General features: G+C 67.9%; 13 protein-coding genes. 9 read left to right on the top strand and 4 right to left on the bottom strand.

Going from position 1 to position 15489, the window contains the following annotated elements:
- Positions 1 to 62: 62 nt before the first annotated feature.
- On the bottom strand, positions 63 to 1976 hold the full coding sequence (locus ACFW0G_RS44285) for a KedN5 family methylcobalamin-dependent radical SAM C-methyltransferase (protein WP_378331586.1): 1914 nt from the start codon (positions 1974 to 1976) through the stop codon (positions 63 to 65).
- 207 nt (positions 1977 to 2183) lie between these two features.
- Here ACFW0G_RS44285 and ACFW0G_RS44280 point away from each other — a divergent pair, with 207 nt between their 5' ends.
- The 5 genes from ACFW0G_RS44280 to ACFW0G_RS44260 all read left to right on the top strand — a co-directional run bounded on the left by ACFW0G_RS44280 (position 2184) and on the right by ACFW0G_RS44260 (position 7491).
- Positions 2184 to 2897, top strand: coding sequence for a class I SAM-dependent methyltransferase (locus tag ACFW0G_RS44280; protein ID WP_378331585.1), 714 nt, complete (start codon positions 2184 to 2186; stop codon positions 2895 to 2897).
- Between the two features lie 118 nt (positions 2898 to 3015).
- A complete protein-coding gene (asnB, locus tag ACFW0G_RS44275) occupies positions 3016 to 4854 on the top strand; it encodes an asparagine synthase (glutamine-hydrolyzing) (RefSeq protein WP_378331584.1) in 1839 nt (612 codons plus the stop codon).
- 61 nt (positions 4855 to 4915) lie between these two features.
- Entirely contained in the window at positions 4916 to 6346 is a 1431-nt protein-coding gene (locus tag ACFW0G_RS44270) for an MFS transporter (RefSeq protein ID WP_378331583.1), read from the top strand.
- Between the two features lie 19 nt (positions 6347 to 6365).
- The gene (locus ACFW0G_RS44265; protein ID WP_378331582.1) at positions 6366 to 7073 is read left to right on the top strand and encodes a DUF899 domain-containing protein; all 708 of its coding nucleotides are present in this window, start codon (positions 6366 to 6368) and stop codon (positions 7071 to 7073) included.
- 4 nt (positions 7074 to 7077) lie between these two features.
- Positions 7078 to 7491, top strand: a complete 414-nt coding sequence (locus tag ACFW0G_RS44260) for a DUF3224 domain-containing protein (protein WP_378331580.1) — start codon at positions 7078 to 7080, stop codon at positions 7489 to 7491.
- On the opposite strand, the gene ACFW0G_RS44255 is transcribed toward ACFW0G_RS44260, so the two are convergent.
- Positions 7468 to 8559, bottom strand: coding sequence for a DegT/DnrJ/EryC1/StrS family aminotransferase (locus ACFW0G_RS44255; RefSeq protein WP_378331579.1), 1092 nt, complete (start codon positions 8557 to 8559; stop codon positions 7468 to 7470). The two genes, ACFW0G_RS44260 and ACFW0G_RS44255, sit on opposite strands and share 24 nt — an antisense overlap.
- 150 nt (positions 8560 to 8709) lie before the next feature.
- Between ACFW0G_RS44255 and ACFW0G_RS44250 the strand changes: the two genes are divergently transcribed.
- From ACFW0G_RS44250 to ACFW0G_RS44240, 3 genes are all read left to right on the top strand, one after another.
- A complete protein-coding gene (locus ACFW0G_RS44250) occupies positions 8710 to 9387 on the top strand; it encodes an alpha/beta fold hydrolase (protein ID WP_378331578.1) in 678 nt (225 codons plus the stop codon).
- Positions 9388 to 9465: 78 nt separating this feature from the next.
- Positions 9466 to 10755, top strand: coding sequence for an activator-dependent family glycosyltransferase (locus ACFW0G_RS44245; RefSeq protein WP_378331577.1), 1290 nt, complete (start codon positions 9466 to 9468; stop codon positions 10753 to 10755).
- A 27-nt stretch (positions 10756 to 10782) separates the two neighbouring features.
- Positions 10783 to 12333, top strand: a complete 1551-nt coding sequence (locus ACFW0G_RS44240; RefSeq protein ID WP_378331576.1) for an MFS transporter — start codon at positions 10783 to 10785, stop codon at positions 12331 to 12333.
- 59 nt (positions 12334 to 12392) lie between these two features.
- Here ACFW0G_RS44240 and ACFW0G_RS44235 read toward each other — a convergent pair whose 3' ends face one another.
- Both ACFW0G_RS44235 and ACFW0G_RS44230 read right to left on the bottom strand, forming a co-directional pair.
- Positions 12393 to 12884: a YybH family protein gene (locus ACFW0G_RS44235; RefSeq protein WP_378331575.1), complete on the bottom strand. Its 492-nt coding sequence runs from the start codon at positions 12882 to 12884 to the stop codon at positions 12393 to 12395.
- A gap of 109 nt (positions 12885 to 12993) precedes the next feature.
- On the bottom strand, positions 12994 to 13698 hold the full coding sequence (locus ACFW0G_RS44230; protein ID WP_378331574.1) for a DUF2306 domain-containing protein: 705 nt from the start codon (positions 13696 to 13698) through the stop codon (positions 12994 to 12996).
- Positions 13699 to 13862: 164 nt separating this feature from the next.
- On the opposite strand from ACFW0G_RS44230, the gene ACFW0G_RS44225 reads away from it, so the two are divergent.
- Positions 13863 to 15410 carry a GMC family oxidoreductase gene (locus ACFW0G_RS44225; RefSeq protein WP_378331573.1) on the top strand — a complete coding sequence of 516 codons (1548 nt, stop codon included), beginning with the start codon at positions 13863 to 13865 and terminating at the stop codon, positions 15408 to 15410.
- Positions 15411 to 15489 lie beyond the last annotated feature (79 nt).

Below are 15489 nucleotides of genomic sequence, written 5' to 3'. Positions count from 1 at the left end.
GTTCGGGACGATCAACGTCCCCAACGGAGCGTTCGCGACAAGACGGCGACGCCGCGTCTGGCTCAGCTTGCGCGTTTGAGGAGGTCGATCGCGTCCGTCTTGCGGGGCGTCGCGAGGTGCTGCGCGGCGATCTCGTAGTTGTCCAGGTTGTGGTAGTATCCCGGCCTGGCGTCGAAGACGAAACTCGTCTCCGCCTCGGCCGGGCCGTCGGCGAGCGTCGTCTCCCAGTTCTCCAGCGCGGCGGGCATGTCGTAGGGCAGGGAGACCAGGTCGCTCTGGTACCACTCGGCGCCGTCCCGCTCCGAGAGGTACCAGCCCTTCGGGAGATCCCCGCCGGGGATCACGTAGACCTGCCTCGACCACGACTCGAAGTCGTACAGCGCGGAGGCGAACTTCCGCCACTGAGCCGGGAACAGCGGCACCGCGACCTCCTGCCACCACTCGCGCACCAGGTCCTGGAGTTCGGGCTGGCTGTGCAGGGACCGCAGCGCCTCGGCGATCGCGGGCGACTCGGCGAGTACCGGGATCTTGCTCAGGAAGGCGACCGCGGCCGGGTCCGACGACCGTTCGAAGTATTCCTTGACACTGCGAATCGCCTGCGACTGGGTCACTCCCGCGAGGTCGGACAGCGGCTGCCACACGTGCCGCAGGAACTGCTGCTCGCCGAGCACCCGCGCCCAGAAGACGAACCGCTGCATCTCCAGGTTCTCCGCCAGCGTAGACGTCCGGTTCGCCAGCACGTACTCGAAGTCGTCGTCCTCGCCGCGGATGGTGACGAAGCCGTGCACCTCGCGTTGCTCCACATAGGACGTGTTGGGCAGCAGCAGCATCGGGTACACCGCGATGCGCGAGACCTTCTTCGCGAGCCTGTCATACCCCGCGAAGAACGACTCCGGCGTCTCGCCCGGCGCGCCCCAGATCAGCTCGCCGTAGCATTCGAGGCCTTCCTCTGCCAGCCAGTCGACCAGGCTTTCCCACTGGTTGACCTTCATGTTCTTGCGGAGCATGTTGGTCAGCGCGGCGTCGTCGAGCGTCTGCAGCGCGAGCGTGAACAGGCTCTGCAGGCCGTGTTCCTTCAGCCTGCGCACGATGTTGAAGAACCGTGCCGACTTGTTCTTGGCCCAGCTGGTGATCAGCGCCTCGGGGTAGCCGTACTTCTCGCGCGTCTTGATGACCAGCTCGACGAACTCCTCGTCCGCTTCGAGCAGGCCGAAGTTCGAGTCGCAGAGCACAAGGGACGGTGCCTTGTGGAAGCCGAAGAGGTCGACCTCCTCGGCGAGGCGCTCGGTGGAGAACGACCGCATCTTCTGCCCGACGGCGCCGCCCCAGTAGCAGAACGAGCACTTGTACGGGCAGCCGCGGTTGGTCTCCATCAGCGCGACGTCATACCGGAAGTTGCCGGCGCCGTCGGCCATCGGGATCGCCCCGGTGAGGAACGGCGACGGGATGACGTCGAGATCGTTGATGCGATCCCGGTCGGGCGCGCTGTGGAGTGTCCCGTCCGGACGGCGGTACGACACCCCTTTGATGTCCACCGGGTCGAAGTCCTCACCGCGGTGTTCGAGCAGATAGTGCGTCAGCTCGTGGAAGCAGTGCTCACCCTCGCCGTTGACGACCACGTCGATCCACGGCATCTCCCGGAAGACCCGCTCGGACTGGTACGCCACGTGGGTCCCGCCGAACACGACGAGCCCGCGCGGGTTGATCTGCTTGAAGGTCTCGGCGAGCGCCCCGAAGCTGCGGTAGTTCCAGCCGAGCACGGAGAACGCGAGCACGTCGGGAATCTCACCGCCGAACAGTGCCATCGCCATCTCCTGCAATTTCTGCCCACCACGGAAGTTGCAGATCTCCGCGACGGCCTCACCGTCCAGGCTGCGATCGGCGTCGATCACCGCCTTGAGATAGCCGACGGCCAACGGCATCGAGTCGACCGGCATGTCCCAGGCACCTTGCTGAACCAGACGGATTTGCAGCATCTTTTCGGCCTCCCTGCTTGCCAACCGCGCACCACGGTAGTCAGTTCCGGAGAACTCAACTTCTCCATAACTGCCCTTACCAGCGCTCCGGTCCGGCATTTCTCGTGACGTGCCACAGATTCGGACAAAGGCAGCAAAAGAGAGGAAATTCATCCACCCGCCGGTAATCTGGGGTACGGACGATCACCGCGGAACGGGAGTGTGGAGATGTACGACATCGATGTCGCCGAGGTCTGGGATCCCGTCTACCGCGGACGCGGGCGGGATTACCGGGCGGAGGCGGCCGAGGTCAGCGCACTGATCCGGCAGCACAAGCCGGGCGCGGCGAGCCTGCTCGACGTCGCCTGCGGCACCGGCGAGCACCTGCGCAGTTTCCGTGAGCACTTCGCGCGGGTCGCGGGAGTCGAACTCTCCGCGGACATGATCGCCGTCGGCCGGGCCCGGTCACCGGAGCTTTCCCTTACCCAGGGCGACATGCGCACCTTCGACCTCGGCACCCGCTTCGACGCGATCACCTGCATGTTCAGCTCGGTCGGACATCTCGACACGCCCGCGGAGCTCGCCACCGCGCTGGAACGGTTCGCCGCGCACCTCGAACCCGGCGGCGTGGTGGTCGTCGAACCGTGGTGGTTCCCGTCGACCTTCCTCGAAGGCTATGTCACCGGCGACATCGTCGAAACCGGTGGCAGGACCATTTCGCGCGTTTCACATTCCTCGCGGGAAGGCGACAAGAGCCGCGTCCACATCCATTTCACGGTCGCGAGCCCGCTCGAAGGCCTCCGCCACTTCACCGAGAGCATCCTCGTGTCGCTGTTCACTCAGCGAGAGCACGAATCCGCTTTCGAGCAGGCAGGTTTCGCGGTCGAATACGTCGAGGGCGGCCCGCAGGGACGCGGCCTGTTCGTGGGCGTCCTCAAGTAACGGTCCGCACCGAAAACCGCACGCCGGGAGATGCCATCTCCGCACCAGGCCGCCACGGTGGACACGGTGCCGGCCCGTCCCCGGGCCGGACCCGCCGTCGACGAGGGGAGGCACCGTCATGTGCGGAATCGCCGGCTGGGTTTCGTTCGACCGAGATCTGCGCCGGGAGCAGGCCGTCCTCGACGCGATGACCGATTCGATGGCCGAGCGTGGTCCGGACGAGCGGGGCACCTGGGCCGATGAGCACGCCGCCCTCGGCCACCGCCGGCTGGCGATCATCGACCTGCCCGGTGGGCAGCAGCCGATCAGCGCGGAGCCGCCGCGCGGCAAGGTCGTGATGGTGTACTCGGGCGAGGCCTACAACTTCGTCGAACTCCGCGACGAGCTGCGCGCGCGTGGCCACCGGTTCACCACGAGATCCGACACCGAGGTCGTACTGCGCGCCTATCTCGAATGGGGCGAGGCGTGCGCGGAACGGCTCAACGGGATGTACGCCTTCGCCATCTGGGACGCGGCCGAGCGCAAGCTCGTCCTGATCCGCGACCGGATGGGCGTCAAGCCGCTCTACTACTACCCCACCCCGGACGGCGTGCTGTTCGGCTCCGAGCCCAAGGCGATCCTGGCGAACCCGCTCGCCGAACGCGTCGTGGACACCGACGGCATCCGCGAGCTGTTCGCGTTCGTCAAAACCCCCGGCGACGCCTTCTGGCGCGGAATGCGGGAGGTGAAGCCGGGCACCGTGGTCACGGTCGGCCCCGCCGGGATCCGCGAGCACACCTACTGGAGCCTGCGCACCCAGGAGCACACCGACGACCGGGACAGTACGGTCGCGCGGGTCCGGGAACTGCTCGAAGACATCGTGCGCCGCCAGCTCATCTCCGACGTGCCCCGGTGCGCGCTGCTTTCCGGTGGCCTCGATTCGTCCGCGATGACCGCGATCGCGGCCAGGCAACTCGCCGCGACGGGTGAGACCGTCCGCAGTTTCTCGGTGGACTTCGAGGGACGTACCGACGACTTCGTCGCGGACGTGATCCGGCCCGACGCCGACACTCCCTTCGCACACGAAGTGGCCCAGTGGGTCGGCTCGGACCATCAGGACATCGTGGTCGACGCCGCCGCGCACGGCGATCCGGGCATCCGGGCCGCGGTCCTGCGCGCCAGGGACATGCCCGCCGGAAACGGGGACATCGACACCTCGCTCTACCTGTTGTTCCGCGAGATCCGGCGGCATTCCACCGTCGCACTCTCCGGGGAATCGGCGGACGAGGTGTTCGGCGGATACCTGTGGTTCTCCGATCCGGTGGTGCAGCGGGCGGACATGTTCCCCTGGCTGGTGCGCTGGGGCGAGTACTTCGGCGACGACACGCAGATCCTCACCCCGGCCGCGCGGAAGATCCTCGATCTCGACCGCTATCTCGGCGACAACTACGCGAGCGCGGTGGCCGGGATCGAACGGCTCGACGGCGAAAGCGAATTCGAGTGGCGGCAGCGCAAGATCAGCCATCTGCACCTGACCCGCTGGGTGCGCGTGCTGCTGGATCGCAAGGACCGCACCAGCATGGCCACCGGCCTCGAGGTCCGCGTGCCGTTCTGCGACCACCGGCTCGTCGAGTACGTCTACAACGCCCCGTGGTCGCTGAAGACCTTCGACGGCAAGGAAAAAAGCCTGCTGCGCGCCGCGACCGCGGATCTGCTCCCGCAGTCGGTGCTGCGGCGGGCGAAGGCACCGTATCCGTCCACACAGGACCCGCGCTACGCCGCCGCGTTGCGGACGGCCGCCCGCGAGCTGCTGGCCACGCCCGCCCACCCGGTGTTCGACCTGCTCAGCTACGACTGGTTGAAGAACTGCGTGTACGAGCAGGCACCCCAAGCCACCTATGCGTCGCGCTCCGCGCTGGAACGAGCCCTGGACCTCGCGCAGTGGTGGGACATGTACTCGCCCGCGGTGGCGTGGTGAGCACCATGACGCACCCGCACCAGACCTGATTCGTCGCTCGATCGAACGGGAGGCCGCTCCGATGTCCGAAACCGGGCCCGACCCACGTCGCTGGAAAGCCCTCGCGGTGTTGTGCGTCGCCAGCCTGTTCATCACGCTGGACTCGCAGATCGTGACCCTGGCGCTGCCGTCGATGAAGACGGACCTCGGGCTTTCCAGCGACGGCATGCAATGGGTGCTCAGCGGGTACCTGCTCAGCTTCGGCGGCCTGCTGCTGCTCGGCGGCCGTTCGGCGGACCTGCTCGGCGCGCGCCGGGTGTTCATGATCGGCACGTTCCTGTTCCTGGTGAGTTCCCTGCTGTGCGGGCTGGCCTGGAGTCCGGGCGTGCTGCTCGCCGCGCGCGTCGTGCAGGGCATGTCCGCGGCGCTGATGGCGCCGAGCGCGTTGTCGATCCTGATGACGACCTTCACCGAGCCCGCCGAGCGCAACAAGGCGCTCGCGTTCTGGTCGGGCACGATGGGCTTCGGCGCGACCGCCGCGCTGCTGATCGGCGGCCCGATCACCGAGTTCCTCGGCTGGCCGTGGATCTTCTACATCAACATCCCGGTGGCCGCCGTCCTGCTGACGTTGAGTCCGGTGGTACTGCGGGAAAGCAGGCCGGCGGCGGGTGCGCGGAGTTTCGACCCGGTCGGCGCGCTGACGATCACCGTGGCGCTCGTCGCGGCCGTCTTCGCCATCGCCGAGGCACCCCGGCGAGGCTGGGCGGATCCGCTGACGATCGGCATGCTCGCCGGTGCCGTCGTCCTGACCGGGATCTTCGTCCTCGTCGAACGGCGCTCGGCCGCGCCGCTCGTGCCGTTGCGGATCTTCCGCTCCCGCGGCCTGGTCGGCGGCAACCTCGTGATGGCGTTGCTCGGCGCGTCGGCGTTCGGCATGGCGCTCGGCACTTCCCTGTACGGCCAACAGGTGCTCGGCTACTCGGCCGTCGCGTTCGGCCTCGGTTTCCTGCCCATGACGGTGGTCAACATCGGCGGCTCGGCACTCGGCCAGTCCATGGTGGCGCGGTTCGGCGTCCGGACGGTCGCCATCGCCGGGCTGCTCCTGATCGGCACCGGCTGCCTGCTGCTGACGACGATCTCCGCGAACGGCGACTACTGGCTGGACCTGTTCTTCGCACTGGTGGTCTTCGGGCCCGGCCTGGGTGCCTGCTTCGTGGCGTCGTCGATCGCCGCGCTCAGCTCGGTGGCGCCGGAGGAATCGGGGCTCGCCTCCGGGATCAACACCGCCGCCTTCCAGATCGGCGGCGCGATCGGCGTCGCGATCGTCACCTCGGTCAGCACGTCCTTCGCGATCGCGGCGGAGCCCAAGGTGGCCATCACCGAGGGGCTGCGAGCGGGCTTCGGCGTCGTGGTCCTTTTCGCGCTCATCGGTATCGCCGTCACGGTCACGCTGCTCGCTCCCCACCGGCGTGCCAAGACCGAACCAGTGGAGCGGACGCGCAGTGGCGTCTGAGTACTACACGAGGAGAGAGATGGATTTCCCCAAAGTCGTGTCCCGGGAAGAGTTCACGGCAGCTCGTAAGAAACTTCTCGAGAGCGAAAAGGAACTGAGCCGCGAACGGGATCGGGTAAACGCCGAGCGCCGCGCCCTGCCGATGGTCGAGATCGAGAAGGACTACGTTTTCGACGGGCCGGACGGAAAACTCTCGCTCGGCGACATGTTCGAGGGGCGCAGGCAGCTCATCGTCTATCACTTCATGCTGCAGCCCGGATCGCACCATCTGTGTCCCGGCTGCACGATGTTGTCCGACAATGTCGGCCACCTCGCCCATCTTCATGATCGTGAGACGACCTTCGCCGCGGTGTCGCGTGCGCCCCTGGCCGAGATCACCCCTGTGCACCAACGCATGGGCTGGGCCTTCCCCTGGTATTCCAGCGAGGGCAGCGACTTCAACTACGACTTCCACGTGACACTGGACGCCGACGTCGTGCCCGTCGAGTACAACTACCGCACCGCCGAAGAACTCGAAGAGGCCGGCCTGGGCTGGATGCTGGGAGAACAGCGCGACTGGCACGGGCTGAGCGTGTTCCTCCAGCGCGAAGGACGCGTCTACCACACCTATTCGACCTATGCCCGCGGCACGGACCTGCTCAACGGCACGTTCAATTACCTGGACCTGACTCCGCTCGGCCGTCAGGGCGATGGGTTCTTCTCACCGTCTCGCGAAGGAATGGAGTGATTCCGTGGAATCGCGCTACGCCGAGGGCACCATCGAAACGATCAGCTACACCGACAACGAACTGGGCCCCGAAGATCCCGGCGGAATCAAGCTGCTGTACACCATCACCGAATTCCATTACACCGGCGAGATGAACGGAACCGGCTATCACGTCTACATCCAGCGCATCGATCCAAGCGGCGTCGGCCCGTTCCGAGTGATGGCGCGGGTCGTCGGCAGCCTCGGCGGGAAACAGGGCACCTTCATGACCGAGGGGTCCGGCACCCGGGGCCCGGCCGGGCCGATCGAGGTCGACTGGAACATCGTCCCCGGCACCGGAACCGGCGAGCTGATCGGCGCCACCGGCTCCGGCAAGGTCACCACCACCGACGACGGGGTGGTCCGGTACACGCTCTCATACAGCGTCCCGCACAGCTGAGATCACGGCGCCGACCTGGTCGTCGGTGAGATGCGGGCCGATCGGCAGGCTCAGCACCTCGTCGGCCAGCCGCTCGGAAAGCGGGAACGGCCCCAGGCCGAGCGGCTGGTAGGCGGGCGAGGCGTGCACCGCGACCGGATAGTGGACGAGCGTGCCGACCCCGGCCTCCCCCAGCCGCGCGGCGAGCACGTCCCGGTCCGTCGCGCGCACGACGAACAGATGCCACGCGTGCTCGGCCCATTCCGCGACACCCGGCAATTCCAGGTCCAAGCCCTTGAGCCCGGCCAGATAACGATCCGCGACCCGGGCCCGCCGCGCGTTCCACTCGTCGAGCCTGGACAGCTTGACCCGTAGCACCGCGGCCTGGAGTTCGTCGGTGCGGGAGTTGGTCCCGAGCACCTCGTGCTGGTACTTGACCCGCGAGCCGTAGTTGCGCAGCAGACGGACCTTGTCGGCGAGCTGCCGGTCCGAGGTGACCACCGCGCCGCTGTCGCCCAATGCGCCGAGATTCTTACCCGGATAGAAACTGAAGGCCACAGTGGACGGTGCCGCACCGATACGACGTCCATTGTGGACGGCGCACGGCGACTGTGCCGCGTCTTCGACGACCGCCAGCCCGTGCCGATCCGCGATGGCCCGCACGGCGTCGAGGTCGGCGGGATGGCCGTACAGGTGCACGGGCAGGATCGCCTGCGTGCGCGGAGTGATGGCGGCTTCGATCCGCGCGGGGTCCATGGTGAACGTCGCCGGGTCCGGCTCGACCGCCACCGGCGTGGCGCCGGTGTCCGAAACGGCCAGCCAGGTGGCGATGAACGTGTGCGCGGGCACGATCACCTCGTCCCCGGCCCCGATGCCGAGAGCCCGCAGGATCAGCGCGAGCGCGTCACCCCCACTGCCGACCGTGACGCACTGCGCCGCGCCGCAGTAGGCGGCGAACTCGGCTTCGAACGCCTCCACCTCCGGCCCGAGCAGATACCAGCCGGACCGCAACACCCTCCCCACCGCCTCGTCGATTTCCTCGCGTAGTTCGAGATAGGGCGCGCGCAGGTCGAGAAAGGGAACCGTCACTCCAGAAGGGTGTGCTCGCCGCCCGCGGGCGGACATCTTCGAAAATGCGGAGCCGGTGCGGGAAAGGATGTTTTCGGGACGAACTTCACCAAAGCCGCGCTATGGTGGGTCGGTCACGTTGAGTAACCGACTGAAGGAAAAGCAGAGAAGATGACCACATTTGTGTTGATCCACGGCGCCGGTGATGTCGGCTGGGCCTGGCATCTGCTCGAAGCGGAACTGCGCAGGGACGGGCACGACACGGTGGCACCCGACCTGCCCATCGAAGACGACTCGGCGGGTTTGGCCGAGTACACCGAGGCCGTTGTGACCGCTGCCGGAGACCGCGAGGACATCGTGGTGGTCGGGCATTCGTTCGGCGGCATCGTCGCACCGCTGGTGGCGGAGCGGCTTTCCGCCAAGGTGCTGGTGCTGCTCGCCGGCATGATCCCGGCTCCCGGCGAGACGACGAACGACTGGTGGGGCAACACCGGCTACGGCCCGGCCTCGCAGGAGGCGGCCGAGCGCGATGGCGGCCTCACCGGCAACGGGGACCCGTTCGTCAGCTTCTACAACGGGGTTCCCCGCAAACTCGCCGAACAGGCGATGAGCAAGGAACGCAGGCAGTCCGAGGCGGCGATGGACGAACCGTGGCCGCTGGAGCAGTGGCCGGACATCCCGACGAAGTTCGTGCTGTGCACCGAAGACCGGTTCTTCCCACCGGAGTTCTTCCGGCGCCTGGTCAAGGAACGCCTGGACATCACCCCGGACGAGATCGCGGCGTGCCACTGTGCCGCGCTCGCCAAGCCGAAGGAAATCGCCACTCTTCTACGGTCCTACCTCGACTGAGCAGGCAGCGAGATGCGGGTCGCGCGAATGGGCTGAAACCCTGACAGATGCACCAGAAGCATCCATGGGAGGACTGTCATGCGCGTCCTGTTCGTCACCTGCCTCAACAAGTCGCAGGTCTACATCCTGACGCCGCTGGCATGGGCGATGCGCACGGCCGGGCACGACGTGCGCGTCGCCGTCCCGCCCGATCTCGCCGAGGACGTCGCCGCGATCGGGCTGGCCGCCGCGCCGATCGGCGAACTGATGCCGAATCTCAAGGAGGACCTGGCCGAGGCCGAACCCCCGCAGAAGACCGCGTCGGACGCCGACCCGCACAACCGGGTCAAGCCGCACCAGTCCAACTACGGCTGGGAGGACCCGCCCGGCGAGTTCGTCCATCTCGCCGAGGACTTCTTCCCGATGCTCACCCCGGAAGGAATGTTCGAGGGGCTCATCGACTACGCCAAGGCCTGGAAACCGGACCTGATCATCTGGAACACCCTCGCGTTCGCCGGCCCGATCGCGGCGCGCGTCACCGGTGCCGCGCACGCCCGCCTGCTGTGGGGCGTGGACGCGATGGCCCAGGTGCACGCCAAGTTCGTCGAGAAGCGGGACGCGGAGGGCCTCACCGATCCGATGAAGACCTGGCTCGGCCCGAAACTCGAGCGCCACGGCCATTCCTACGACGACGAGATCGCGCTCGGCCAGTGGACCATCGATCCCGCGCCGCAGTCGCTGTTCCACCCGCGGGGCACGGGTGTGCACTACGTGCCGGTGCGGCAGGTGGTCTTCAACGGCCCGGCGATCGTGCCCAGCTGGGTCAACGAACCGCTGACACGCAAACGGGTCTGCCTCACCCTCGGTTTCTCCCACCGCGAATCGCACGGAATCGAGGCCTCCACCGCCGATCTGCTGGAAGCCGTGTCGGACCTCGACGTCGAGGTGGTCGCGACCTTCAGCGCCAAGCAGCTCGCCTCGCTGACGCGGCTGCCGGACAACGTCCGCCCGGTCGAGTTCGTGCCGCTCGGCCCGCTGCTGGCGACCTGCTCGGCGATCGTGCACCACGGCGGCACCGGCACGTTCGGCACGGCGATCGAGTACGGGGTACCGCAGCTCATCGTGCCCGGCACCTACTGGCACGAGAAGTGGTGGGCGCCGGTTTCCCAGGCGAACATGCTGGAGGAGCGCGGCGCGGGCATCTACGTCGGCGACTCCGACCAGCTGACGCCGGAAAAGCTCCGCGCCGATCTGTCCAAAGTGCTCTCCGACCCGTCCTACGCGCGTGCCGCCGAGCGCCTGCGCATCGACCAGGCCGGGGTGCCCAGCCCCAACGAGATCGTTCCCCAGCTGGAGCGGCTCACCGCGCAGCACCGCCGGAACAGCTAGAAAACGCTCCGACAGAAAGGAACCGTGATGAGTCCGGACGCCGCGACCGCAGGCCGGCGCGAATGGCTGGGTCTGGCGGTACTGGCACTGCCGACCCTGCTGCTCGCGATCGACCTCGGCGTGCTCTACCTCGCGCTGCCGAAACTGAGCGAGGATCTGCACCCCAGCAGCACCCAGACCCTGTGGATCATGGACATCTACGCCTTCATGACCGCGGGGTTCCTGGTCACCATGGGCACGCTCGGCGACCGGATAGGCAGGCGCAGGCTGCTGATGATCGGCGCCACCGCGTTCGGCGTCGCCTCGGTGCTCGCCGCCTTCGCGCCATCGGCGGAGACGCTGATCATCGCCAGGGCGTTGCTCGGCATCGCGGGTGCGACGCTGGCACCGTCCACTTTGGCCTTGATCAGCACGATGTTCACCAACGAGGGCGAACGCGGCAAGGCCATCGGCGTGTGGATGAGCTGCTTCATGGCGGGCACCGCGCTCGGCCCGGTGGTCGGCGGGGTGCTGCTGCAGTGGTTCTGGTGGGGTTCGGTGTTCCTGCTGGGCGTCCCGGTGATGATCGTGCTGGTGGTGGCCGCGCCACGGCTGCTGCCCGAGTACCGCGACCCCAACGGCGGCAAGCTCGACCTGGTCAGTGTGGCGCTTTCGCTGGCCACGATCCTGCCGATCATCTACGGCATCAAGGAGATCGCGCACGACGGCGCCGGCGTGCTCCCGCTCGCGATCGTCGGCGCCGGTCTCGTCGTCGGGGTGGTTTTCGTGCTGCGGCAACGGAAACTCGCGAACCCGCACGTCGACGTCGGCCTGTTCCGGTTCCCCGCGTTCTCCGGCGCGCTCGGCGCGCTGCTGCTCGGCCCGGCCGTGATGGGCGGGGTGGGGCTGTTCGCCAACCAGTTCCTGCAGATGGTGGAGAACCTTTCGCCGTTGCAGGCCGGGCTCTGGGCGGTACCGTCCGCGCTCGCCACCGTCGTGAGCGCGATGTACGCGCCTTCGCTGGCCCAGCGGATTCGTCCCGGCTACATCGTCTGTGCGGGCGCGGTGATCCTCACGATCGGCGCGCTGGTGCTGACCCAGGTGACCAGCGAATCGGGCCTGGCCACCCTGGTCATCGGGATGACGCTGGTGTTCTTCGGGTTCGGGCCGATGGCCTCGCTCGGCACCGAGCTGATCATCGGCGCGGCACCGGAGGAGAAGGCCGGTTCGGCGGCCTCGATGTCCGAGACGAGCAGCGAGCTGGGCGTGGCGCTGGGCGTCGGCATCCTCGGCGCGGTCGGCACCGCCGTCTACCGCGGCGAGATCGCGGACACGTTGCCGCAGAGCGCCCCTGATGCGGCCAAGGACACCCTCGCGGGCGCGCTTTCGGCGGTCACCGACGGCGGGAGCGCCGTGCTCACCGCCGCGCGGGCCGCGTTCACCAGCGGCCTCACCACGGTCGCGCTGGTGTGCGCCGGGATCGGTGTCGTGCTCGCGGTGCTCGCGGCGTCCCTGCTCCGGCGGGTCGGCGCACCGGAGCCGTCGCCCGAACCGTCGGCGGCGCCGGAAACCGAGACGGCGGCGGCCGAGGTCGCCTGACCTCTTCACGCGGAGAAAGGGGCTCCCACGCGGTGTGGGAGCCCCTTTCTCTTGCGGCGTCAGGGAAGGTCGGTGTGGACGAGCCCGGCGCTGATGGTCACCAGCACGCGCCAGCGGCCCCACTGGTCCCTGGTATAGGTCTGCGAGCTGATGAACTTCTCCTGGAACTTGTCCTCGGGGAAGGTCAGGGTCGCGTTCGTGAGGACGAACGCGGTGCCGCAGTCGACGACCTCCTTGGCGATCGGGAACGACGAGGTGAAGTGCATCGCGAACAGGCCGCGGAACAGCTCCCTGATCGCCTGCTTGCCGTACTGCACCGTGCCGTCGGGGTCGACCTTCGTGGCGTCCTCGAGGAAGAACTCGGCGAACCGGTCGGCGTCACGGGCGTCGAAGGCGGCGTTGTAGGCGCGATTGACCGCGTCGAACTGGGCGCGGCAGGTGGCGAGCGGATCGCGGTGCTGGGTCGCGGAACCGGCCTGCGCCGGTGCGGCGAGCAGCCCGGTCGCGCCGAGCACGACGGCGGCGATGGCGGTTTTCCGGAATTTCCTCATCGGGTTTCTCCTGAACACGGTTGGGGGGTGACCGTTTTCTTTTTTCCGCCGCCAAGCGCCGCCGGAGAACATTCCTCCGGCGGCGCCTGGTGGTGGTACTGGGTGCGATTCAGCCGGGCAGCCCCGCCTTTCTGCCGGAACGGCGGAGCCACCAGGCGACCACCACGATATTGACGATCCAGTTCAGCCAGAAACCGGCGAACTGGGCGATGGCCAGCACGGTCGTTTCGGAATCGGGGAAAATCGGTGCCACGGCGTACCAGGCGCCGGTGAACAATGCCCGTCCGGTGAGGATGCTCGTCGCGAGGCCGAAACTGTAGAGCATGAACATGCGGTGCCGGGCCCAGCGCCGCTGCCGTGCCGCGAGGTAGCCCGCGGTGGTCACGCCGAGCGTCAGCACCGCCCACAGCGACGAGCCGACCGCGCTGAGCCCGGTCAGGATGCCGAACGGCATGACGGCCAGGGAAAGCACCGCGGACGGCCCGATGCCCGCGAAGACGTACAGCCGCCCGCTGAGCCGGTGCACGCGGGGGTGGCGCCGCCGCAGCCACGAGGACACCTGCAGGCAGACGGTCACGAGCGCGATCGTGCCGGTCGCGATGTGCGCGATCAGCAACGGATAGTGCAGGCGGAAACCCTCGTTGACCGGAATCAGGGACTGCGCGGGATCCAAGGTCAGATAACGCGGTAGATACAGGATCATGAATGCCGCGATCAGGAGGCCGAGCAGGATCATTCCCGGCCGGAACCATCGCCTTCGCGCGGGCTTCTCCGGTGGCGGTAGTGGCCGTATCCGTTCCGGCGTCTGTGTCATGATCACTCCCCAGTACGACAGGTGAATCCCTCGATGCAGCACACGCTATGTGCCGCGATGCCCGAATTCGTCTTGCATCGTGCGCAGACTGTGCAACACAGGAGTGGGAGAGAATTGCCCGCCGCTCCTATTCTGCTGAGGAAAGCGCATTCGAGGAGGAGCAGATGTACGACTACGTGATCGTCGGGGCGGGCTCGGCGGGCTGCGCGCTTGCCGCCAGGCTGAGCGAAGACCCGGAAGTGAAGGTCTGCCTCATCGAGGCGGGGCCGGCCGACACCTCACCGAACATCCACGTGCCGGCGGCGTTCTCGAAGCTGTTCCGCACCAACCTGGACTGGGACTACGACACCCACGACGAGCCGTTCCTCGACCGCCGCCGGATCTACCTGCCGCGTGGCCGCGTGCTGGGCGGGACGAGCTCGATCAACACCCAGATCTACATCCGCGGCAACCGGCTCGACTACGACGGCTGGGACCAGCCGGGCTGGACGTTCGACGACCTGCTCCCCTATTTCAAGCGCTCCGAGGACAACGAACGCGGCGAATCCGAGTTCCACGGCACCGGCGGCCCGCTCACGGTGTCGGAGAACCGTTCGCGCAACCCGATGTCCACCGCGTTCGTCGACGCCGCTGTGGAAGCGGGCTTCGCGGCGAACGACGACTTCAACGGCGCTTCGCAGGACGGCTTCGGCTACTTCCAGCTGACCCAGAAGGACGGGCGCCGCGCGAGCACCGCCACCGCGTTCCTGCACCCGGCGCTGGGCAGGCCGAACCTCACGGTCGAGACCAACTTCGCGGTGCACCGGGTGCTGATCGAGAACGAATGGGCCGTCGGCGTGACCGGGCAGCGGCTCGACGAGGAGATCACGATCCGCGCCGAACGCGAAGTCATCCTCGCGGCCGGTGCCTACAACTCGCCGCAGCTGCTGATGCACTCGGGCATCGGGCCCGCCGCGCTGCTCGGCCCGCTGGGCGTGCCGGTGGTCGTCGACCAGCCGCTGGTCGGCCAGAACCTCCAGGACCACGCGCTGATCCCGCTGGTGTTCCCGCACGAGCACCCGGTGAGCATGCTCGCCGCCGGCGCGCCGGAGAACTTCGAGCAGTTCATGGCCGAGGGTCGCGGACCGCTGACCTGCAACGGCCCCGAAACCGGCGGTTTCGTTCGCACCAAGCCGGAGCTGCCCGCCCCGGACGTCGAGTACCTGTCCGCGCCGGTGATGTTCATCGACAGCGGGCTCGCCATGCCGACGGCGCACGCGCTGACCTTCGGCCCGTCGATGCTCACGCCGCGCAGCCGCGGCGCGGTGACCATCGCCTCCGACGACCCGACGACGAAACCGCGTATCCAGCACAACTTCTTCGCCGAGCCGGAGGATCTCGCGGACGCTGTCGCCGCGCTGCGGATCGGGCTCGACATCTCCCGCCAGAACGCGCTGCGGGACTACGCCTCGGCCCCGTACCGGCCGCCCGCCTCCGACTCGGACGCGGACCTGACCGACTACATCCGCCGCTTCACGCACTCGATCTACCACCCGGTGGGCACCTGCGCGATCGGCTCGGTGGTCGACACCGAGCTGCGTGTCGGCGGCGTCGGCGGCCTGCGTGTCGCCGACGCCTCGGTGATGCCGGTGATCCCGCGCGGCAACACCAACGCCCCGACCATCGCGGTCGCGGAAAAGGCCGCGGACCTCATCCGCAAGGCCACCGCCTGAGTCCTCTGTCCACACTGGACTCACGTGCCGTTAAGGCCACCTTACGGGCGTCAGACGCCCGTAAGGTGGCCTTAACGGC

This window comes from Amycolatopsis sp. NPDC058986, assembly GCF_042741125.1.
Lineage (GTDB): Bacteria > Actinomycetota > Actinomycetes > Mycobacteriales > Pseudonocardiaceae > Amycolatopsis.
The sequence above is the reverse complement of the archived record's forward strand: the minus strand, read 5'-3'. Positions and strand labels throughout refer to the sequence as shown.

Bases quoted from the DNA above. Each gene is read 5' to 3' on its own strand.
- ACFW0G_RS44265 (WP_378331582.1), top strand. From the start codon at position 6,366: ATGGATTTCCCCAAAGTCGTGTCCCGGGAAGAGTTCACGGCAGCTCGT.
- ACFW0G_RS44235 (WP_378331575.1), bottom strand. From the start codon at position 12,884: ATGAGGAAATTCCGGAAAACCGCCATCGCCGCCGTCGTGCTCGGCGCG.
- ACFW0G_RS44240 (WP_378331576.1), top strand. From the start codon at position 10,783: ATGAGTCCGGACGCCGCGACCGCAGGCCGGCGCGAATGGCTGGGTCTG.
- ACFW0G_RS44285 (WP_378331586.1), bottom strand. From the start codon at position 1,976: ATGCTGCAAATCCGTCTGGTTCAGCAAGGTGCCTGGGACATGCCGGTC.
- ACFW0G_RS44245 (WP_378331577.1), top strand. From the start codon at position 9,466: ATGCGCGTCCTGTTCGTCACCTGCCTCAACAAGTCGCAGGTCTACATC.
- ACFW0G_RS44250 (WP_378331578.1), top strand. From the start codon at position 8,710: ATGACCACATTTGTGTTGATCCACGGCGCCGGTGATGTCGGCTGGGCC.
- ACFW0G_RS44280 (WP_378331585.1), top strand. From the start codon at position 2,184: ATGTACGACATCGATGTCGCCGAGGTCTGGGATCCCGTCTACCGCGGA.
- ACFW0G_RS44270 (WP_378331583.1), top strand. From the start codon at position 4,916: ATGTCCGAAACCGGGCCCGACCCACGTCGCTGGAAAGCCCTCGCGGTG.
- asnB (WP_378331584.1), top strand. From the start codon at position 3,016: ATGTGCGGAATCGCCGGCTGGGTTTCGTTCGACCGAGATCTGCGCCGG.
- ACFW0G_RS44225 (WP_378331573.1), top strand. From the start codon at position 13,863: ATGTACGACTACGTGATCGTCGGGGCGGGCTCGGCGGGCTGCGCGCTT.
- ACFW0G_RS44230 (WP_378331574.1), bottom strand. From the start codon at position 13,698: ATGACACAGACGCCGGAACGGATACGGCCACTACCGCCACCGGAGAAG.